General features: G+C 67.2%; 19 protein-coding genes. 13 read left to right on the top strand and 6 right to left on the bottom strand.

Going from position 1 to position 17,773, the window contains the following annotated elements; all coding sequences use genetic code 11:
• Nucleotides 1-15: 15 nt before the first annotated feature.
• Entirely contained in the window at nt 16-663 is a 648-nt protein-coding gene (locus EO174_RS01010; RefSeq protein WP_104585440.1) for a superoxide dismutase family protein, read from the top strand.
• Nucleotides 664-908: 245 nt separating this feature from the next.
• Here EO174_RS01010 and EO174_RS01005 read toward each other — a convergent pair whose 3' ends face one another.
• Together EO174_RS01005 and EO174_RS01000 are read right to left on the bottom strand one after the other, a co-directional pair.
• A complete protein-coding gene (locus tag EO174_RS01005) occupies nt 909-1,346 on the bottom strand; it encodes a VOC family protein (protein WP_164740030.1) in 438 nt (145 codons plus the stop codon).
• Complete coding sequence (locus EO174_RS01000) at nt 1,343-2,227, bottom strand: hypothetical protein (RefSeq protein ID WP_164740029.1); 885 nt, start codon at nt 2,225-2,227, stop codon at nt 1,343-1,345. Before EO174_RS01000 ends, EO174_RS01005 begins: the two co-directional genes overlap by 4 nt.
• 88 nt (nt 2,228-2,315) lie before the next feature.
• On the opposite strand from EO174_RS01000, the gene EO174_RS00995 reads away from it, so the two are divergent.
• On the top strand, nt 2,316-3,611 hold the full coding sequence (locus EO174_RS00995) for an acetyl-CoA C-acetyltransferase (RefSeq protein WP_126941658.1): 1,296 nt from the start codon (nt 2,316-2,318) through the stop codon (nt 3,609-3,611).
• Nucleotides 3,612-3,733: 122 nt separating this feature from the next.
• Entirely contained in the window at nt 3,734-4,276 is a 543-nt protein-coding gene (locus tag EO174_RS00990; RefSeq protein WP_115675627.1) for a hypothetical protein, read from the top strand.
• 186 nt (nt 4,277-4,462) lie between these two features.
• Here the strand turns inward: EO174_RS00990 and EO174_RS00985 are convergent, their stop codons facing one another.
• The 3 genes from EO174_RS00985 to EO174_RS00975 form a co-directional block, all read right to left on the bottom strand.
• Nucleotides 4,463-5,728: a heme biosynthesis HemY N-terminal domain-containing protein gene (locus EO174_RS00985; protein WP_104585430.1), complete on the bottom strand. Its 1,266-nt coding sequence runs from the start codon at nt 5,726-5,728 to the stop codon at nt 4,463-4,465.
• Nucleotides 5,725-6,705 carry a uroporphyrinogen-III C-methyltransferase gene (locus EO174_RS00980; RefSeq protein WP_104585428.1) on the bottom strand — a complete coding sequence of 327 codons (981 nt, stop codon included), beginning with the start codon at nt 6,703-6,705 and terminating at the stop codon, nt 5,725-5,727. Before EO174_RS00980 ends, EO174_RS00985 begins: the two co-directional genes overlap by 4 nt.
• A 103-nt stretch (nt 6,706-6,808) precedes the next feature.
• Complete coding sequence (locus EO174_RS00975; RefSeq protein WP_305847231.1) at nt 6,809-7,606, bottom strand: uroporphyrinogen-III synthase; 798 nt, start codon at nt 7,604-7,606, stop codon at nt 6,809-6,811.
• Between the two features lie 189 nt (nt 7,607-7,795).
• Here EO174_RS00975 and EO174_RS00970 point away from each other — a divergent pair, with 189 nt between their 5' ends.
• The 7 genes from EO174_RS00970 (at nt 7,796) to EO174_RS00940 (ending at nt 12,134) form a co-directional block, all read left to right on the top strand.
• Nucleotides 7,796-8,605 (top strand): glycosyltransferase family 25 protein, encoded by an 810-nt coding sequence (locus tag EO174_RS00970; RefSeq protein WP_126941654.1) that lies wholly within the window; start codon nt 7,796-7,798, stop codon nt 8,603-8,605.
• A 140-nt stretch (nt 8,606-8,745) separates the two neighbouring features.
• Entirely contained in the window at nt 8,746-9,216 is a 471-nt protein-coding gene (locus EO174_RS00965) for a YiiD C-terminal domain-containing protein (protein WP_026064546.1), read from the top strand.
• Nucleotides 9,217-9,244: 28 nt separating this feature from the next.
• Nucleotides 9,245-9,667, top strand: a complete 423-nt coding sequence (locus tag EO174_RS00960; RefSeq protein ID WP_119130615.1) for a hypothetical protein — start codon at nt 9,245-9,247, stop codon at nt 9,665-9,667.
• A 75-nt stretch (nt 9,668-9,742) separates the two neighbouring features.
• Nucleotides 9,743-10,180, top strand: coding sequence for a rhodanese-like domain-containing protein (locus EO174_RS00955; RefSeq protein ID WP_104585420.1), 438 nt, complete (start codon nt 9,743-9,745; stop codon nt 10,178-10,180).
• A gap of 110 nt (nt 10,181-10,290) precedes the next feature.
• Nucleotides 10,291-10,806, top strand: coding sequence for a protein-export chaperone SecB (secB, locus tag EO174_RS00950; protein ID WP_006451124.1), 516 nt, complete (start codon nt 10,291-10,293; stop codon nt 10,804-10,806).
• A gap of 15 nt (nt 10,807-10,821) precedes the next feature.
• Complete coding sequence (locus EO174_RS00945) at nt 10,822-11,847, top strand: NAD(P)H-dependent glycerol-3-phosphate dehydrogenase (RefSeq protein WP_104585456.1); 1,026 nt, start codon at nt 10,822-10,824, stop codon at nt 11,845-11,847.
• A 29-nt stretch (nt 11,848-11,876) separates the two neighbouring features.
• The gene (locus EO174_RS00940; RefSeq protein WP_126941652.1) at nt 11,877-12,134 is read left to right on the top strand and encodes a hypothetical protein; all 258 of its coding nucleotides are present in this window, start codon (nt 11,877-11,879) and stop codon (nt 12,132-12,134) included.
• Here the strand turns inward: EO174_RS00940 and EO174_RS00935 are convergent.
• Complete coding sequence (locus tag EO174_RS00935) at nt 12,124-12,720, bottom strand: diffusible signal factor-reguated Ax21 faimly virulence factor (protein ID WP_104585418.1); 597 nt, start codon at nt 12,718-12,720, stop codon at nt 12,124-12,126. The two genes, EO174_RS00940 and EO174_RS00935, sit on opposite strands and share 11 nt — an antisense overlap.
• A 364-nt stretch (nt 12,721-13,084) precedes the next feature.
• Here EO174_RS00935 and poxB point away from each other — a divergent pair, with 364 nt between their 5' ends.
• Genes poxB through EO174_RS00920 form a run of 3 tightly spaced genes read left to right on the top strand, consistent with a single transcriptional unit; the run spans nt 13,085 to nt 17,605 of the window.
• Entirely contained in the window at nt 13,085-14,794 is a 1,710-nt protein-coding gene (gene poxB, locus EO174_RS00930) for a ubiquinone-dependent pyruvate dehydrogenase (RefSeq protein WP_206515026.1), read from the top strand.
• A 46-nt stretch (nt 14,795-14,840) separates the two neighbouring features.
• Nucleotides 14,841-16,283: an ATP-binding protein gene (locus EO174_RS00925; protein WP_126941648.1), complete on the top strand. Its 1,443-nt coding sequence runs from the start codon at nt 14,841-14,843 to the stop codon at nt 16,281-16,283.
• Complete coding sequence (locus EO174_RS00920; RefSeq protein WP_126941646.1) at nt 16,268-17,605, top strand: sigma-54 dependent transcriptional regulator; 1,338 nt, start codon at nt 16,268-16,270, stop codon at nt 17,603-17,605. The genes EO174_RS00925 and EO174_RS00920 overlap by 16 nt, the downstream gene beginning before the upstream one ends.
• Nucleotides 17,606-17,773: the final 168 nt, after the last annotated feature.

The raw sequence follows: 17,773 nt of genomic DNA, 5'->3' as shown, positions 1-17,773 counted from the left end.
CTACAGGAGTTACTCATGCGCATTCTTCCAACCACCTTGTTCCTGGCCACCGCGCTGGTGCTGACCGCGTGCAAGCGCGATGAGCCCGCCCCGGCCGATCCTGCACCCGCGCCGCAGGCCGGCGCACCGGCTGAAGCGGCGCATGGCGGCGAGCACGCCGCGTCCATGGTCACCGAAGCGGCGGCCACCACCACCGCAACCGCCGAACTCAAGCCGACCAAGGGCAGCGAGGTCAAAGGGACGGTGAGCTTCAAGATCGTCGACGGCGCGCTGCGTGTCACCGGCCAGCTCAGTGGCCTCAAGCCCGACAGCGAGCATGGCTTCCATATCCACGAGAAGGGCGATTGCAGCGCACCGGACGGCAGCAGTGCCGGTGGCCACTTCAATCCGGCCCAATCCGATCACGGCGCCGTCAGTGCCGACCCGCACCACGGCGGCGACATGCCCAACATCAAGGCCGATGCGCAGGGCAATGCCAGCATCGATGGTCCGGTGTCGAGCAACGTCAACCTCGGCAAGGCCGACCAGTTCGACATCGCCGGCCACGCGGTGATCGTGCATGCCGATGCCGACGACTACAAGACCCAGCCCACCGGCAACGCCGGCGGTCGCCTGGCCTGCGGCGTGATCACCACCGACAACGCGCCAGCGGCAACCAAGTAAGCAGGACACGCCAGCAGCCCGGCAAAACGCCGCGGTGATCGATCACCGCGGCGTTGCTGTTTTTGTGCAGCACTGGGAGCGATCCGCTCATGTGTGTGCGGGCGTATGGCGCCTCCGGCATGCCGCGCATCGCGCGTTGCATGGGGCCTGTCGGTACGCATCGAGATGTCGCTACGGACCGATCCGGGCGCGCTGTGCAGGCAGCTGACGTTGATCGCCGGCACCAGATCGGCGGCATCACCGGCTCAGTAATTCGGCCACAGCCCCGGCGTTGCCAGTTCCAGCAGATGCCCATCCGGGTCGCGGAAATAGAGGCTCTGCCCGCCGCCCGGCCACTGCGTGCGGCCTTCGATGGGCACGTTGCAGGCCTGCAGGTGTGCTTCCCATGCGGCGAGTGCATCGGTAGCGATGGCCAGTGCGTAATGCGTGCGCCCGCTGCCATCATGCGGCGGAATCGTGCCGCCCGGCAGCGTCACTGTCGCAGTTGTACTGCCTTGCAGGAACAGCAACAGCACCTGCCCGGGCGCGATTGCGTATGCGGCCATGCGTGCGTCGCAATACATCGCGTCCACTCCCAGCACGCGGGCGTAGAACGCACAGGCGCGCTGCAGATCCGCCACATACACGCCGGTTTCCAGGATGCCCTGCAACGCAGGTGCCGTGGAAGCCGGCGTCCGGCTCACGCGGCCAGTGCCTGGCGCGGATCCTGGCCCGGTTCCACATGCACGTACAGCACCGGCAGCCCGTGGGCTTCCAGCACTGCGGCCATCTGCCGCTGACGCGACAGATACTGCTCATACACCCCGCGCAGGCGCTCGCAATGCTCGCGGTCGTGCTGGTAGTAATCGCACCAGCCGGCCGGGTCGAACAGCGCGATGCGCACTTCGCCATCGACATAGCGCAGCACCGGCTCGGGCGGCTGTTCCAGCCACTCTTCGGTGTGCGGGGCCAGCAGGGCGGCTTCGATCAGCGGCCATAGCGGCGCCAGGCCCTGGTTGTCGTACTGCATCGACATCATCGCCGCCAGGTCGTGCGCGGTGAGATAACGCGCATGCTCGATGCGTGCCCCGAAGCTTTCCTGCGCCAGCAGCGCGGTATCGGCCTGCGCCATGCCCTGGGCCAGCAGCACCTCTTCCATCGCATCGGCCACCGTCGCCACGGTCTGCGGATCGCCGGACAGCAGGAACGGCAGCACGCGCAGGCCGCCGCCGATCAGCTGCGGGTCGGCCTGGAAGGGCAAGGGGATCTCGCCCTGCGCATCGGCACCAAACGCCAGCACGCGCGGGCCCTGGTCGCGCCCGGGCGCACGTGCATGCAGCTCGTCCAGCCGGCGATGCAGCGGCCAGCCGGGCCGCAGCACTTCGGCCGGGTCGAAATGCGCCATTGCCACGCTGAGCTCGAGCTCGCGGACTTCGGGGATCCATTGCGCCAGGTCGCGGCCGATGTGTTCGGCCAGCATGCCGGCCTGGTCCGGCGCCAGGGCGCCGCGCTCGGGGGCGGTGCCGCCCGTCAATTCCAGCGCCATCACACCCATGGCGGTCACGCCGTGTTCGGTCTTGCTCATGATTCGCGGTTGGCCCATCACGGGGTCGAAGCTACACTGCGGCCATTATGCCTGCCGGCCCTGTGCAGGCCATGTCCCCGAGTCCTCCATGCCAGGTCAACCGATGCCCGCAGCCCGTCCCGTCGCCATTCTGGGCGGCGTTCGTATCCCGTTCTGTCGTCAGAACACCGCTTACGCGGACGTGGGCAACCTGGGCATGTCGGTGCGCACGTTGGGCGCGCTGGTCGAGCGCTTCGGGCTGCATGGGCAGCAATTGGGCGAAGTGGCGATGGGAGCGGTGATCAAGCACTCCTCGGACTGGAACCTGGCGCGCGAGGCGGCGCTGTCGTCCGGGCTGTCGCCGCTGACGCCGGGCATCACCCTGCAGCGCGCCTGCGGCACCAGCCTGGATTCGGTGATCACCATCGCCAACAAGATCGCGCTGGGCCAGATCGATTCGGGCATCGGCGGCGGCTCGGACACCACCTCGGAAGTGCCGATCGTCTACGGCAAGAAGCTGCGCGCGCGGCTGATGGCCGCCAACCGCGCCAAGGCCACCGGCGACAAGCTCAAGGCGCTGCTGCGTGGCTTCAAGTTCGGCGAGCTCAAGCCCGAATTCCCCGGCGTGGCCGAGCCGCGCACCGGCAAGAGCATGGGCGACCATTGCGAGGACATGGCCAAGGAATGGAACATCTCGCGCGATTCACAGGACGAATGGGCGGTGTCCTCGCACCACAAGCTGGCCGCCGCCTATGAGCGCGGTTTCTTCGACACGCTGATCGCGCCGTTCCGCGGCGTCTCGCGCGACAACATCCTGCGCGCCGACACCTCGCTGGAAAAGCTGGCCACGCTGCGCCCGGCCTTCGACAAGACCTCCGGCCGCGGCACGCTGACCGCGGCCAACTCCACCCCGCTCACCGACGGTGCGGCCGCAGTGCTGTTGTCCAGCGAAGCCTGGGCGCTGGCGCACGGCCACACCCCGATGGCCTATCTGCGCGATGCGCAGGTGGCGGCGGTGGATTTCGTGCATGGCGAAGGCCTGTTGATGGCGCCCACCATTGCGGTACCGCAGATGCTGGCGCGCCAGGGCCTGACCCTGCAGGACTTCGACATCTACGAAATCCACGAGGCCTTCGCCGCCCAGGTGCTGTGCACGCTGCGTGCCTGGGAAAGCGAGGATTACTGCCGCAATCGCCTGGGGCTGGAAGCGCCGCTTGGGCGTATCGACCCGGACAGGATCAACCCGCTGGGCTCGTCGCTGGCCACCGGCCACCCCTTCGCCGCCACCGGTGCACGCGTGGTGGCCACTGCCGCCAAGCAACTGGAAGAGCGCGGCGGCGGGCGGGCGTTGATCTCGATCTGCACCGCCGGCGGCATGGGCGTGGTGGCCATCGTCGAGCGCTGACGCTGCTTGGCAGCGTGGGATTGGGCATTCGGGAGTGGGGATTCGCAACGCATGAAGCGGACTCCTGATTTTACGAATCCCCAATCCCCAATCCGGAATCCCCAACCTGCAAGGACGCATGGATGTCGAACGTTGATGCACGCGAACCACCCACGCTCTACCTGCCTCCGGCGCACGGTGCCGTGTGGCGCGAGGGCGATGTGCTGGTGTGCACGCCGGGCGCCGATCTGCCGCCACGTTGCGTCAAGTGCAATGCGCCGGCCGACACTTCGCCGCGCCGCTACATCTTCCACTGGCATCATCCGGCGATCTATCTGGCGCTGCTGATGGGCGTACTGCCGTATCTGATCCTGGCCCTGGTGCTGCGCAAGCGCAGCGCGCATGTGGTGACCTTGTGCCTGCAGCATGAGCGGCGCCGGGTGCGCTATGCCGTCATCACCAGAGCGTCGGTCTTGCCATTGCTGGCAGGTGGTCTGGTGCTGGATGGCGCGATCGGCTGGCTGGCCGGCGCTGGCGTGATGGCGGTCATGCTGTTGATCGGCAGACTGGGGTCGCGTGTCTTGTCGCCGCACTCGGTCGACGACGCGCAGTCGCGTTTCCTGGGCGCCTGCGATGCGTTCTTGCACGAGTTGCCGGCGCCACCCCGGCGCGCACGCGATTGGTAATTTGTGGCGGTGCGCCTGCACACGCCTTAAGAGCGGTTGTGCGTCGCGCTCCTGCAGATCTCCCGGCCAGCCGGTAAACCTGCGTGGCGGTTCTCGCGTGCAGACGCGGACAAAGCAAAAGCCCCGGACAGGCCGGGGCTTTTGCTTTGTCCGCGCAGCGTTGCCGCAGCGATCAGACCCCAGCGATCAAGGCAGGCGATCGTCCGGTGCGAGCGGGTCGGCCGGCGGCGTTGGGTATGCCGATACGATCGGCCCGCGCAGCGACTGCTGCGGCAGGCCCTCGTGCACCGGCTCGCCGCGTGCGGCTCGCAGGGCATTGGCGTAGCAATGCTGCGCGGACAGCAGGTCGCCCGCGGCGGCAAAGCCGTGGCCGAGTTCTTCCCAGGCCTCGCTGCCCGCGCCATTGGCGACCGCGCGATGCAGGAACTCTTCGGCCTGCGACCACTGCTGCTGGTGCCGCGCCAGACGCGCCAGGGTCAGCAACAGGCCAGGGCTGTCCGGGTACTGAGTCAGCCATCGCTGCGCACTGGCGCGGCGTGAATCGTATTTTTCCAATGGCAGCACGCCGTACAGACGCACCAGCGATTCGTCCCACTGCGCGTCCAGCGCCTGTTCCAGGCTATGCACCGCCGCATCGTCCCAGTGCAGCACCGCCGCGCGCTGTGCGTAGGCGCCCACCACCGCGGGATAGGTGCGCAGCGGCTTGGGCAGCGCTTCCCAGCGTTCGGCCAGCGCATTGGCATCGCCGGCCTGCAACAGCGTCTGCTCGGCCAGCGTGGCTTCCAGTGCGCTGTAGGCCTCCGGTGCCAGCACCGCCTGCTGACGCAATGCGCCGAGCTGACCGTAGGCCTCGTCGGCACGGCCGATCTGTGCCAGGGCGTGCGTGCGCAGCAGCAGGCCGCGCGCCGGCAGTGGCTGCGCGCTGGCATGATCGAGCGCGTTGATCGCCTCGACCGGGCGTTGCCGCGCCAGATGCCGCTCGCCCTGCAGCAGCGCGTGCGCGGTGGGGTCGCGCTCGGCCAATTGCTGGGCCAGCGCGTTTGCCGACGCCTCATCGCCGCGGGCATCGGCAACGCGCACCGCACTGGCCAGGGCGATGCCGCTGACGTCGGCATCCTCGCTGGCGTTGACGAGCAGGCGCTCGGCACGCTGCCACTGGCCATGATCGGCTGCGCGCAGGCCTTCAATCAGGCGGGCGCGGCCTTTCTTGCGGCGATACTTGCCCCAGACCCGGAACGGCAGGCTGACCAGCGTCCACACCAGCCACAGCACCAGCAGCGCAATGACCAGGATCAGCAACGCCTGCGGCATGGCGGCGCGATAGTCGTTGCCGCCGACGCTCACCACCACATTGCCCAGATCGTAACTGGTCTGATGCGAGAGCCATTGCGCACCGAGCACGCCCAGCGCCACGGCAACCAACAGGATCAAGACGGTACGCAACACTTTCATTGGGTGGATCTCCCTTCACGCATGGCCTGCAGTTGCAGCAGGGTGGTGCCCAGTTCCGGCAGGTGCGGACGCAGTGGCGCTTGTTGCAGTGCGCGCAGGCGCGTACGCGCCTGGCGACGTTGTGGCGAATCCGGCCACAGCCGGGTGGTCCAGGTATCCACGCGCCGCAGCGATTGCGCAAAACCGGCGGCATCGCCGCGCTCGGCCGCGGCGCGGGCCAGGCTGACTTCGATCTGCAGGGCGTCGCGCGCGGCGTGGCGGTCGGCGCCGGTGGTCAGCAGCGCATCGCCACGGCTGGGACGGATGTCCACCAGCGGCGCGAGTGCTTTCTGCCACCACGGTCGCGCGGCCTCGCTGTCGGTGGCGGTCTGTTCGGGCAGGCGCTGCAGCTCACCGGCCAACTGATCCAGGGTGTGACCAGCCTGCGCCTGCGGGCCGGCGCCCAGGCGATCCAGGGCGTCGCGTTCCTGCACCAGCGCCTGGCGCAGATTGAGATAGCCGGGATCGTCGACGCCATTGAGTGCGGCATTGGCCAGCGCATAGGCGCGGCGCGCGCCATCGGCATCGCCGGCGATGCTCAGCCGCTGCTGGCCGAGCCGCAGCAGCAGCTCCACCTCATCCAGCCGCAGCGCCTGCGCACCATGGCGGTTGGGATCGGCGAGCTTTTGCACGGTTTCCTCGAGCAGGGCGCTGCGCTGGCTCAGGCCAAGCATCTCGTCGCGCAGCACGCGGTTGGTGGCTGCCGCATCCGCCAGGCGTTCGTTGGCCAGGCGTTGGTCACGGCGCAGCATCTCCAGCATCTGCTGTGCGCCATCCCAGCGCTGTTGCTGCGCCTGGGCGGCCTGCAGCTGCGTGCCTTGGTAGTCCCGCCACGCGCGCCAACCGAACAACAGCGCCACGCCCACGGCGGCCAGCGCGAGGACGAGCAGCAGCCATGCCAGGGGAAAGCGTCGCGTGGAAGCGGGCAGTTCGGTCATTCGTCCATCCTCGCGCGGTCACGACGGGTGCAGGTGCCGCCATCATCTGCCACAGCATGGCGTGCAGCGGCAGACACCCGCAAGCCGTGCTCGCGTTCGAAGTTCAGCAAGGTCGCGATGGTGTCACGATCGCGGCGGCAGCCGCAGCCAATTGCTCGGGCAAGGGCCCTGCGGCGCGCACCACCTGATGGAAGCCGGCGGCGTGTGCGGATTCCCGCATGCGTTCGCTGGACGCCACCACCGGGCGTTGCCGCAACGCGTCGATCAGCGCTGTCGGCAATTGCTGCAGCACCAACGTCAGCGCCTCGGCACTGCTCAGCGCCAAGACACATTCCGGCAGCGCATCGGCCAGCGCCTGCACTGACGAGGCGCGCAGGCGCAGCGCCACGCGTTGATAGACATCGGCGCGCAGGATGCGGGCGCCACGTTGCTCCAGGGCCGGCGCCAGCATGCCGCGCCCCCCGGGGGCGGTGATCAGCCCGACGGCCTGCAGCGGTTGCCGGAACAACGGCAACGCGAGCAGGCCCTCGCTGTCCATGCGCGTCGGACGTATCACCGTGTCGATGCCGCAGGCCTGCAGCGCGCGCGCGGTGCCATCGCCCACGCTGACCCAGTGCGCCTGCGCCGGCCGTTGCAGCGGCGCCAGGCGATGCGCCGCATGCACCGCGGCCGGGCTGGTGAACACCGCGATCGGCGCGTGCAAGGCTTGCCGCAATGCGGCCAGTGCCTGTGGGGTGTGGTTGGTCTGCAGCCGCCACGGCGACAGTGCCAGCAACCGTCCGCCGTGCCGCGCGGCGGCGCGGCGCAGTGGGGCGTGCGCACCGCTGGGCCGCAGCGAGATCAAGGTCCAGGCGTCGGCAGCGGGGGCGGGAGATGTCATCCAGTGATTATGCGAGAGCAATGAGGTGTCGGGGCAGCTGTCGCGCGTTGCGGTGGCGCCGACGACGCGTTGATCCTGGCGCGTTGTCCGGCCTTGCGTGCCTGCCCGCCGCGATGCCTGCGTTTCTGCGGCCAGAACCTCGTCCCCGTGTCTGTGCCACTGATCGCTTCCGCCCACGCTCCGCCACGACGATCGAGCTGGAGTGGCGCCGTGATCAAGTCCTACCTCATCAACATGCAGCGCAGCGGTGACCGCCTGCAGGCGATGGCGACGCGGTTCCAGGCGCTGGGCCTGCCGTTCGAGCGGATTGCCGCGGTCGATGGCGCCACCCTGACGCCTGCGCAGATTGCCGACTTCGCACGCGCGCGGCCGCTGGAGGGCTCCGGAGACGCATTCAGCACCGGCCCGCGCAAGTGGACCGCCTCCAACATCGGCTGCTTCCTGAGCCATCAGGCCGCGTGGCGCATCGCAGCCGACTCCGACGACGCCTACACCGCGATCTTCGAAGACGACATGCATCTGTCCGACGCGCTGCCGGCGCTGCTGCGCAGCAGCGCGTGGCTGCCGGGCGGCAACAGCATCGTGCGGCTGGAACCGTCCTACAACCGCATCAAGCTCGACGCCAAGGTCGCCGAAGTCGGCGGGCGGCAGCTGCGCCTGGTGCGTCCCTCGCCCCATCAACACTGCTGGCCGGTCTGCGCCGGGGCGTTGCTCCTCAGCCGCGAGGCGGCGCGCCTGCTGCTGGCGGCCGATGTGCGCTGGCACACCATGGCCGACATCTTCCTGTTCGGCTGGAACGAATCGCCTGTCGCACAGCAACTGTCCACCTATCAGCTGTCGCCGGCCGCGTGCATCCAGGACAAGTTCTTCCACGCCACTCCGGAGCAGATCGTGTTCACCAGCACCATCGATGCGCCGTTGACGCAGGCGCAAAAGCAGCGCAGTGCGCAGTGGAAGGCCAGGGCCACCGCATTGCTGCGGGTGGCGCAGGGCTATCGCAAGGTCGTGTTCGCGCCCTGAGCGGCGCGCTAGCGAAGGCGTGCAACGAGACGGCGCTGAACGTGTTTTACCATGCGGTACCGCATGTCATTCCAGTGCACAAGACGCTCGCGGAACATTGCGGCATGATGCCGCCCTTCGCCGTCTTCCAGCCTTTGCCGATGACTCCTTCGTGCACGCTCGCATCCGCCCTGCAGTCGCTGCAGCAACAGTTCATCGCCATGCCGCCGGTCCTGTCGATGGGCATTGCCGTGGACGGCCTGCATGACGGCGCGTTGCGCTTGCGTGCGCCGCTGCAGGCCAACGTCAACGACAAGGCCAATGCGTTCGGCGGCAGCCTGGCGTCGTTGATGACGCTGGCCAGCTGGGGCTGGCTGACGCTGCAGCTGCAACTGGCCGGACACAGTGCCGATGTCTACGTGGCCGACAGCCAGCTGCGCTACGTCGCCCCGGTCTACGAAGACCTGGTGGCCAATGCCGAGCCGTCCGAACTCGGCAGCTGGGAGGCGTTCCTGGCGACCTTCCGGCAGCGCGGCAAGGCGCGCATCGGCATGCGTGCGCAGATCGCGCTGGGTTCCGGCGCGGCGGCGGCCACCTTGAGCGGGCGCTTCGTGGCGTTTCCAAAACGGTAGGATGCGCGCTGGACTTGGGGGAATGCGCATGCGTGCAGTGATCGGGGCAATGCTGTTGCTCGGGCTGACGATGGTCAGCGGGGTGGTGTCTGCCGGCAGCCGTGCCCAGGCACGCGCGCTGGAAACCACCCAGGCCGCCTACACGGCCGCCGTGCGCTGGAGCGATTTCGATGCCGCGCAGGGCTTTGTCGAACCGACCTATGCCCAGGCGCATCCGCTCAGCGACCTGGAACGCTCGCGCTACGAACAGGTGCAGATCTCCGGCTACCGCGAGCTGCGGGTGGGCGAAGACGTCAACGGCGACCTGCGCCGCGAGGTCGAGCTGCGGGTGATCAACCGCAATACCCAGGCCGAACGGCTGGTGCGCAGCATCGAGCTGTGGCGCTGGGACGCCGAGCACAAACGCTGGTGGCTGGCCAGCGGCCTGCCCGATCTGTGGCAGGGCCAATAGCCCGTGCCGAGGGCGCTGGCCGGCGCGCGCGCCAGCTGTGCGACAATTCCCGCCCGCTTGACTGACCCTGACCCCGTGAATTTCGAAGAGCTGCAGGCCTTTGTCGGCCGCAACCCCATGTTGTCGCTGGCCCTGGTGGGCCTGACCATCGCCCTGATCGTCACCGAGGTCGCGCGCCTGTTCCGTGGGTACCGCGCACTCAAGCCGGCCGAGCTGACCCGCCTGATCAACAGCGAGAACGCGCTGGTGATCGACCTGTCGCCCACCGCCGACTTCGAAAAAGGCCATATCGCCGGCAGCCGCAACGTGGCGCTGGCCAAGTTCGACCCGGCCGGCAAGCTGCTCGCCAACGCCAAGGCATCGCCGGTGGTGGTGGTGTGCCGCAACGGCAATGCCTCCGCAGGCGCGGCCAAGACGCTGAAGAAAGCCGGTTTCGAGCAGGTCTACTGGCTCGAGGGCGGCGTGGCCGCCTGGCAGATCGCCGAGCTGCCGCTGGTCAAGGGCCGCGCCTGACCGCATCTTGTGAGGCGCCGGGCAAGACCCCATTGCTGGCGTGAGAGACTTGCACTTTCACGTCTGCATCATTCAACGCTGCATCCACCGAACCGTTTCTGGAGTTAGGAATGTCCGACGAAATCATCAACGGCGCGGTTGCGCCGGCCGACGCCGCTGCTGGCCCCGCTTTCACCATCGAGAAGATTTACGTCAAGGACGTTTCCTTCGAATCGCCGAACGCGCCGGCTGTCTTCAATGACGCCAACCAGCCCGAGCTGCAGCTGAACCTCAACCAGAAGGTGCAGCGCCTCAACGACAACGCCTTCGAAGTCGTGCTGGCCGTGACCCTGACCTGCACCGCCGGTGGCAAGACCGCCTATGTGGCCGAAGTGCAGCAGGCCGGCGTGTTCGGCCTGGTCGGCCTGGAGCCGCAGGCGATCGACGTGCTGCTCGGCACCCAGTGCCCGAACATCCTGTTCCCGTACGTGCGCACGCTGGTCAGCGATCTGATCCAGGCCGGCGGCTTCCCGCCGTTCTACCTGCAGCCGATCAACTTCGAAGCGCTGTATGCAGAAACCCTGCGCCAGCGTTCGCAGGGCGAAGGCACCTCGCTGGCCGATTCCGAGCCGGCTGGCAACGCCTAAGCCTTGCGTGCGCCGATGAGCGATTCGACACAGAAGATCGCCGTTCTCGGCGCCGGCTCCTGGGGCACGGCCCTGGCCGCGCTGCTCGCCAGACACGGTCATCCGACCGTGCTCTGGGGACGCGATGCGGCGATGGTGGATGCCATCGACCGCCGTCATGAAAACGTACGCTATCTGCCGGGCATTGCCTTGCCCGACAGCCTGCGCGCGACCACCGACCTGCAGCTGGCCATTGCCGATGCCGGCTGGATCCTGGTCGTGGTGCCTTCGCATGCGTTCACCGAGACGATCCGGTTGATCGCACCGTTGCGTCCGGCCGGTGCCGGCGTGGCGTGGGCGACCAAGGGCTTCGAGCCCGGCTCCGGGCGGTTCCTGCACGAAGTGGCGCGCGACATCCTCGGCCCCAGCGTTCCGCTGGCCGTGGTGACCGGGCCGTCCTTCGCCAAGGAAGTCACGCTCGGCCTGCCGACCGCCATCACCGTGCACGGCGACGATGCGGCGTTTGCGCAGGTCGTGGCCGATGCCATGCATGGCCCCACCTTCCGCGCCTACACCGGCGATGACATGGTGGGTGCCGAGCTTGGTGGCGCGATGAAGAACGTGCTGGCCGTGGCCACCGGTGTGGCCGATGGCATGCAACTGGGCCTCAACGCACGTGCCGGCCTGATCACGCGCGGCTTGAACGAGATGCTGCGGCTGGCGGCGGCGATCGGTGCGCGTCCGGAAACCTTGATGGGTCTGGCTGGCCTGGGCGACCTGGTGCTGACCTGCACCGGCGATCTGTCGCGCAACCGACGGCTGGGATTGGCACTGGGACGCGGACAGAGCCTGAGCGATGCCATCCGCGAGATCGGCCAGGTGGTGGAATCGGTGCAGACCGCCGACGAAGTCATGCGCCAGGCCGAGCATCACGGCATCGAGCTGCCGATCTCCAACGCCGTGCGTGCGGTGCTGCATGGCGAGATCACCCCGGAAGCAGGCTTGAAGGAATTGCTGGCACGCGAGCGCAAGCCCGAATATCCGCAGACCTTGTTCACCTGATTGCGGCATGGCGCGTTGGCGCGCATTGCATGGACATCAACAAAAAGCCCGGCAATGCCGGGCTTTTTGTTGATGCGGATCGCAACGACCGGCGGGAAGACGAACAGCCTGAGCGCGAGGTTCCATGCGCCTGCAGGACCCGCATTACCCACCACCGCCGTGCAGCGATGCGCATCGTATCGCCAACCGATCGCGCAAAAGAAAGAAGCCCGGTCGGGGGACCGGGCTTCCAATGCAACGCGGGAGAGAGAGTCGCGTTGCAGTCAAACGTGCGGCTTACCAGCTGAAGCGCGGGCCGACCGACCATTCCTTATTGCCGTCGCCATCCATACGGATGTCGCCGTTGATGCCCCAGTTCTGGTTCAACTTGACCTGAGCGCCGAGGCGGCCGTAGAAGTTGTCGCCGATGTCGATGCCGCGCTTCTTGGAGAAGTCTTCGTAGCCAGCCAGGGCGTAGACTTCGAAGTGCTCGCCGAAGGCATTACGCAGGCCGGCTTCAACGCTGTAACCGTCGAAGCTGATGTTCGGGGTGTCCAGGTCCAGCTTGCGGTAGGCAACGCGGGCAATGAAGTCGGTGCTGGTGGCGATCTCCTGGTTGTAACCCACGCCGACGCCCCACTGCTGGAAGTCGGAGTTGGAGCTTTCGAACACGTTGTCGTTGTCGTCAGCGTTCTGCTTGCTGTAATCGCCGAACACGTGGAAGTTCGGAGCGACGGCGTAGGACGCCTTCACGCCCCAACCATCCGCATCGCGGCCTTCGGTCGGGGTGCGCACATAGTCGCCTTCGACGAAGTTGTAGGAGAGGTTTTCAGCAGCGGAGGCCGCAAACGGCAGGGCTGCGAGAAGGCCGAGGGCCAGCAGTGAATTCTTCATGATCGATACCTGTACTTATGGTTTGGGCCGGCGCTGAGGCGGATGCCGTTCGCTGCCGAGATGTAAATTCTCCGTTATTCGATGGAACGCGGCCTGAATTTTGAACTGACTGGTGCGTAAATCATCGCGCCCGGTTCAGCTGCGCTTCCTTGTCATCAAAACGCAATGCGCGCAGCGCACGTACAAAGCGTGATGCATTGGTGGTTACCTCGCGTCGATGTGACGCGCATGTCTAGAAGCAGCTGTTTTTCAGTGATGTTTGCCGCGTTTGCGGCCTGCAAGCACATTGTGCTGACGCCGTGGCTGGGAGCATGCCAGGCTTGTCGAACAAGCGTGGAGCTGCATCGTGGCGAAGAAAAAGACGTTGGCGCGGTTTCTGGCCGAGACGCTGCAGAGCGCGGGGGTGGAGCGGATCTGGGGGTTGACCGGCGACAGCCTCAACGGCCTGACCGATGCCCTGCGCGAGATGCAGACGATCGAGTGGATGCATGTGCGCCATGAAGAGGTGGCCGCGTTTGCCGCCGGCGCCGAGGCGGCGGTGACCGGCAAGCTGGCGGTCTGTGCGGGGAGCTGCGGGCCGGGCAACCTGCACCTGATCAACGGGCTGTTCGATTGCCATCGCAGCCGCCAGCCGGTGCTGGCGATTGCCGCGCATATTCCCTCGTCCGAGATCGGGCTGAATTATTTTCAGGAGACGCATCCGCAGGAACTGTTCCGCGAGTGCAGTCATTTCGTGGAGTTGGTGACCAATCCGGCGCAGCTGCCGGAAGTGCTGCACCGCGCGATGCGTGCGGCCATCCTGCAGCAAGGCGTGGCGGTGGTGGTGATCCCCGGCGATATCGCGCTGCTGGAAGTGGACAAGCACCTCCCCACGGCCTGGCCGCCACTGCGCCAGCCGCGCGTACTGCCGGCCGCCGAAGATGTGCAGCAGCTGGCCGAACTGCTGCAGCACAGCGAAGCAGTCACGCTGCTGTGCGGCAGCGGTTGCGCGGGTGCGCACGATGCGGTGGTCGCATTGGCCGACACCCTGGGCGCGCCGATCGTGCATGCCTTGCGCGGCAAGGAACATGTGGAGTGGGAGAACCCGTTCGATGTCGGCATGACCGGCCTGATCGGGTTCAGCTCCGGCTACCACGCGATGCTCAACTGCGACACCTTGATCATGCTGGGTACGGACTTCCCGTATCGGCAGTTCTACCCGAAGGACGCGACCATCGTGCAGGTGGATCGCGACCCGGGCGCGCTGGGACGGCGCACGCCATTGCAGCTGGGCATTGCCGCAGATGTCGGCGAAACCATCGCCGCCTTGCTGCCGCAGCTGCAGCGGCGCGAAAAACGCGACTTCCTGGACAAGTCGCTGGCGCACTATCGCAAGGCGCGCGAAGGGCTGGACGATCTGGCGGTGCCGGCCGATCCGGGCGAGCCGCTGCATCCGCAATTCGTGGCGCGCATGATCAGCCGGATCGCCGACCAGGATGCGGTGTTCACCTGCGATGTCGGCACGCCGACGGTGTGGGCCGCGCGCTACCTGCGCATGAACGGACAACGCCGCTTGCTGGGTTCGTTCAACCACGGTTCGATGGCCAATGCGATGCCGCAGGCGCTGGGTGCACAGTCGGCATATCCGGGCCGTCAGGTGATTGCGCTGTCCGGTGATGGCGGCTTTGCAATGCTGATGGGCGATTTCATCTCGCTGGCGCAGCTGCGCCTGCCGGTGAAGATCGTGGTGTTCAACAATGCCTCGCTCGGCTTCGTGGCGATGGAGATGAAGGCTGCCGGCTATCTGGATACCGGCACCGAGCTGCGTAATCCGGACTTCGCTGCGATGAGCAATGCAATGGGCATCCTGGGTATCCGCGTCGATGAGTCCGCGCAACTGGAGCGCGCATTGCGGCAGGCCTTCGCGCATTCCGGCCCGGCGCTGGTGGATGTGCGCATCGCCACGCAGGAACTGGCAGTGCCGCCGGCCATCAAGCTGGAACAGGCCAAAGGCATGGGCCTGTATCTGCTCAAGGCAGTGATGACCGGGCGCGGCGATGAAGTGATCGATCTGGTCAAGACCAACATGCGCTGACACAGTGGCAGCGCTCTGAAACTGCACGTCTTTACCGGACCCTCGCATGCCGCGTTCGTTGTTGCGCCAGTTGCTGCTGATCTGGGTGGTGATCCTGGCTGCCTGTGTGGGCGTGGCCACGATGCTGTATGGCCTGTACCGACAGACCGAAGGCGTGCGCCTGGACGAGGCGCGCCAGCAGTTGACCGCGCAGTGCACGCGCATCGTGCAGCGCTACACCGGCGCGAGCGAGGCGGCGCGCAGCGGTGACAACGGCGCCGGGCTGGCTGCAGTGGTGGTGCAACTGGTGCTGGCCGATGCGCCCGGTGTGGAGGGCGGGGTGTGGAATCTCGACAAGGGATTCGTTGCCTACGCCTATCCCACCTATGACGGCAGCGATCACAAGACCGATATCCCGGCGGCCGAGTGGACCACGATCGTCAGCACTGCACGGCAGAGTGCGGTGGGCAACAAGGCCGTGGAGTTTCGTCGCGACGGCAGCCGTGAAGTGGTGTTGATCAGCGCCTGCCCGTTGGCCGCCGGTACTGCGGCATGGACCATGTCGCGGGTGCCGGCGAGCACCTCCGATGCCTGGCGGCCATTGGTGATCGGCATGCTGCTGATCTTCGCCATGGTGGCGGTGTCGGCGATCGCGCTGGGCGTGGTGGTGCGGCGCTGGAGCCAGCGCCTGCAGCGCATCCAACAGGCGCTGGCCGCCGATACCGAACTTCCGCAGATTCCGGTCACCGGTGCCCCCGAACTGGACCGGCTGAGCGCTGCGGTGAGCGATTACGCACAGCGCAATGCGCAGGCCCTGGCGCAGACACGGCGGCTGGCCGAAGAGCTGGCACGGCACGAGCGGCTGGCCGCGCTCGGGCGCCTGACGGCCACGGTGGCACACGAGATTCGCAACCCCATCGCCACGATGCGCCTGGCGGTGGAGAACGACATCGCCATGCGCCAGGGCACGCCGGACGATGCCGCACACGGCGAGCTGATGCTGGGGCAGATCCGTCGCCTGGACGGGGTGGTCGAAAGCCTGCTCGGCATGGTGCAGCCGATCCGCCTGCAGCTGGAAACGGTGGTGGTGCAGGATTGGCTGGCGACCTTGCTCGATCCGGCCTTGCGCCCACCAGGCGCGCCTGCGCCCCGGTTGCGTGCCCCGGACACGCCGCTGCATTGGACGTTCGACCCACAGCAGCTCGGGCGCGCCGTGCACAATCTGCTGCGCAACGCGCTGCAGCACGCCGATGCCGGCAGCACGGTGACACTGGAGGCCAGCGCCAGCGATGGGTTGCTGCAGCTACAGGTGAGCAATCGTGGCGCGGCCATCGCCGAGACCATCGCGGCGCAGCTGTTCGAGCCGTTCGTCAGCGGCCGCAGCGACGGCAATGGCCTGGGGCTTGCGCTGGTGCGTGAGATCGCCCGCGCACATGGCGGGCAGGTGCGTTACGCACACGCCGACGGCATGACCCATTTCATCCTGGAGCTGCCATGGCGCGCATCCTGATCATCGACGACGACGCGGCGTTTCTGGCCACCTTGCAGGCAACGCTGCGCTCGCTCGGCCATACGGTGATCGCGGTCGATAACGGCGCCGATGGATTGATGCGCCTGAGCGAGGGCGGCATCGCGCTGGCGTTCGTGGACTTCCGCATGCCCGGGATGGACGGGATCCAGGTGCTACGTGCGCGTGCGGACGATCCGCGCGCGCGCCAGGTGCCGCTGGTGATGCTCACCGCGTACGCGTCCAGCGGCAACACCATCGAGGCGATGACGCTGGGTGCATTCGATCATCTGGTCAAGCCGGTGGGGCGTGCCGATATCGTCGAGGTGGTGGAGCGTGCATTGGCAAGTCGCGCCGATGGACACACCGATGCCGGAGCCAGCGAACCACCCGATGACGATGGCCTGGTCGGCCACAGCCCGGCCATGCGCAACGTGCATAAACGCATCGGGCTGGCGGCGGCTTCCGATCTGCCGGTGTTGATCACCGGCGAAACCGGCACCGGCAAGGAACTGGTCGCGCGCGCCCTGCATCGCGCCAGTGCGCGCGCGGCGGCGGCATTCGTTGCGGTCAATTGCGCGGCGATTCCGTTGGAGTTGATGGAAAGCGAATTGTTCGGCCATCGCAAGGGCGCCTTTTCCGGGGCGACCAGCGACCGCATCGGCCTGATTCGCGAAGCCGATGGAGGCACCTTGTTTCTGGACGAGATCGGCGACATGCCGCTGCCGATGCAGGCCAAGTTGTTGCGCTTCCTGCAGGAAGACGAGGTGACGCCGCTGGGCGGGCGCGGCGCGCAGAAGGTGGATGTGCGCGTGCTGGCGGCCACGCACCGCGATCTGGCCGCGTGGGTGGCCGCAGGGCAGTTCCGCAGCGATCTGCGTTATCGCCTGAATGTGGTGCCGATCGAACTGCCGCCGCTGCGCGAGCGTGGGCAGGACATCGTGCTGCTCGCGCAGTACTTCCTGCGTACCGGCGACGGTGCGGCGCGTGCATTGTCGGCGGATGCGCAAGCGCGGCTGCTGGCCTACCCGTGGCCCGGCAACGTGCGCGAGCTGCGCAATGTCATGCAACGCAGCCAGCTGCTGGTGCGCGGCCACAGTATCGTTGCCGCGGATCTGGACGACGCGCTCGATCACAGTGCCGAGCAACCCATGACGGCCGCGCCGCTGCAAGGCACCCTGCCCGAGGCAGTGGCGCGGCTGGAGAAGCAGATGATCCAGGACGCACTGGCGCACAGCAGCGGAAACCGCGCCGAAGCCGCGCGCCGGCTCGGCATCCATCGCCAGCTGCTGTACCGCAAGCTCGATGAGTACGGCTTGCAGTAGTCGCAGCGATCAGGCCCAACGCCATGTGTGCAGGATGACGCGTTGGTCACCAAGCAGGAAGCGCACAGCAGCACGCGCACTTGTTGTCGCGCGCACTGCTGCTGGTTGCTTGCCGCCGCTGCCACTCGCAGCATTGGCCAAGGGCATTCCACCAGCAAACAGTCAAAC

Origin of the sequence: Xanthomonas sp. BRIP62418, assembly GCF_003993495.1 — a bacterium.
Lineage (GTDB): Bacteria > Pseudomonadota > Gammaproteobacteria > Xanthomonadales > Xanthomonadaceae > Xanthomonas > Xanthomonas euroxanthea.
This window is presented reverse-complemented; position numbering and strand designations above follow the sequence as displayed.